General features: G+C 78.6%; 1 protein-coding gene and 1 pseudogene. Both read left to right on the top strand.

Annotation, left to right across the window (positions count from 1 at the left end):
• Positions 1-773 (top strand): annotated as a pseudogene (locus GA0115242_RS19615) (hypothetical protein); the annotation flags it as partial.
• Positions 774-814: 41 nt separating this feature from the next.
• Positions 815-2,353: a Clp protease N-terminal domain-containing protein gene (locus tag GA0115242_RS41735; RefSeq protein WP_107461436.1), complete on the top strand. Its 1,539-nt coding sequence runs from the start codon at positions 815-817 to the stop codon at positions 2,351-2,353.
• Positions 2,354-2,402 lie beyond the last annotated feature (49 nt).

The raw sequence follows: 2,402 nt of genomic DNA, 5'->3' as shown, positions 1-2,402 counted from the left end.
ACGAGCCCTCCGCGTCCGCCCCCGGGTCCCCCTCGGCGGGCGGCGCCGACCCCGGCGGCCGGGGCGGCGCGGGGCCGGAGGACGACACCGGCGCCCTCCCGCTCGCCGTCGGTGTCCGGCCGTACGTCTACGACAGCCCGTGCAGCCAGCACTTCCTGGTCGACAGCGACCCCGAGCGGGTGGGGCCGCCCGCGACCGAGCAGGACGCCGCGCGCTGGGCCGCCGCGTACCGGGCGGTCTCCTCGGGCGAGCAGCGGGTCGCGCTCACCGTCCAGGGCACCGGGCGGCAGACCGTCGTCCTGGAGGCGCTGCACGTGCGCGTCATCACCAAGGGGGCGCCGCTCGCCTGGAACGACTACGCGATGGGCGTCGGCTGCGGGGGCGGTGTCGGGACGGCGTCGTTCACCGTCGACCTGGACGCGGGCAGCCCCGTGGTCGGTGTCGAGCACGGGGTGCGCGACTTCCCGTACAAGGTCAGCGAGTCCGACCCGGAGGTCTTCTACGTCACCGCCCGCACCACGGCGCACGACGTCCGCTGGGAGCTGGCCCTGGACTGGTCGAGCGGGACCCGCCGGGGCACCGTCCGGATCGACTCGGGCGACGGCCCGTTCCGCACCAGCGCCGATGTGCACCGGCCGGGGTGGGACTACCCGCTGGGCGGGACGGAGTGGATCGCGCGCGAGGAGCAGCGGTCCGGTCGGCGATCGCGCCGGGCCGGTCGGACCGCAGGTCCGGACGGTCGGCCGACGCGGCGCCGCGCGGACCGCTCCTAGGGTCGGCGGGGACGGACGGCACGGGGCGAGGGGAACGAGCGATGCAGCAGCGACCGACGGGCGTGGACGGGACGACCGTGGAGTTCGAGACCGACGTGATGGACCTGCTGGTGCGGGCGCTGCGCGACGCGGGCCGGGCGGGGAGCCCGGTGGTGGGCAGCGAGCATTTGCTGGCCGCGCTGGTCATGGGTGACGACGACGCCGGTACGGCACTCGCCCCCGGAATGCGCCGGGCGGGATCGATCGGCGGCCTGGTCACCGGCCGCGGCACCGAGGGCTGGGCGAGCACGGACGACGGGGAGCGGGGTGACGGGGAGCGGGGCGGCGGGGACGCGTCCGGGAGGCGCGACGCCGACAGCCTCGGCGACCCCGTCACCGGCCGGGACACCCAGGACCCGGCGAGCCAGAACGGCGGACGGGACGCGGGCGGCACGGCCCCGGACCGGCGCGGCGACGAGGACGGCGGGCCCGTCACCGGCGAAGCCACGGTGAGCGACGACGGCAACGGCCACGACAAGGACGGCACGCGCCGCCGAGCGGACGGGCACCGGGACGCCGACGGGCCCGGCAGCCTCGTCTCCGACCGGGACGGTCAGGACACGGGTGGGACGCTCCGCGACGCGGGCGGGGGGTTCGGTGGCGGCGTCGGCGCGGGCCGTGGTCCGGAGGATGACGGCCGCCCGCTCTCTCAGGAGCCGGAGGAGGTCCGTCTCGCCTGGCGGGAGGCTCGCTGGCGGCTCGCGCTCGACGCCAAGGACGGCGGACGGGCACCGGACGGGATGTCCGGCGCGTTCCGGGGCTGCCTGCGGCGGGCGCTCGACGCCGCCCGCGCCGAGGGGACCGTCGCCGTGCGGTGCCGTCACGTCGCGCGGGCCCTGCTGGACCTGCCGGGGAGCAGGGCCAGGGAGGCCCTCGTCCTGTGCCGGACGGACACGGCGGCCGCGACCGCCGCCCTCGACGCGCTGGACGCCCGCGCGGCCGCCGGGGAGCCCGTGGAGTCCCGGGGCGTCACCCTGCTGCGCCGGGCCGGGACCCTGGGCAGGAGCGGCACCTTCCTCACCCGGGCGCTGACTTCGTGGACCTCGGGATCAGGCGTCTACGGCTCGCCCGTCGTCTTCGCCGTGTCCGTCGAGGCGACGCGGCAGGCCGTGCGGTGCGGGCGGCCCGCGGCCGAGCCGGTGGACCTGCTGCTCGGGGCGCTCGCGCTGGAGCGGTCCCTCGCCGTCGCCGGGCGGGCCCTGCCCGAGGCGCTCGCGGACGTCAACTCCGGTGCCGCGCTGCTGCGTCGGCACGGGGTGCGGCAGGACTCCCTGACCCGCGCGGCGGCCGCCTCCCCGACCGGCCCCGGCACCGACCGGGTGGCGTTCTCCGCCGCCGCCGAGCGGGTCAGGTCGGTCGCGCTGCTGCGGGCCGCGGAGCGGGGGTCGCCCACCGTCGGCACCGTCCATCTGCTGGCCGCAGCGCTGGAGGAGGACACCGGGGAGATCGCGCGGCTGCTCGCCGCCGAGGGCGTCGACGCCGACGCGCTGCGGGCCGCGGCCACGGGCCACGGACCGGAGAACCCCGGGCGGCAGGGGTGAGAGCGGGCCGGACCCCGGACGGGCGGACGCGGGCCGGACGCGGGTGGCC

The sequence above is a fragment of the Streptomyces sp. SolWspMP-5a-2 genome (genome assembly GCF_900091845.1).
Lineage (GTDB): Bacteria > Actinomycetota > Actinomycetes > Streptomycetales > Streptomycetaceae > Streptomyces > Streptomyces doudnae.
This window is presented reverse-complemented; position numbering and strand designations above follow the sequence as displayed.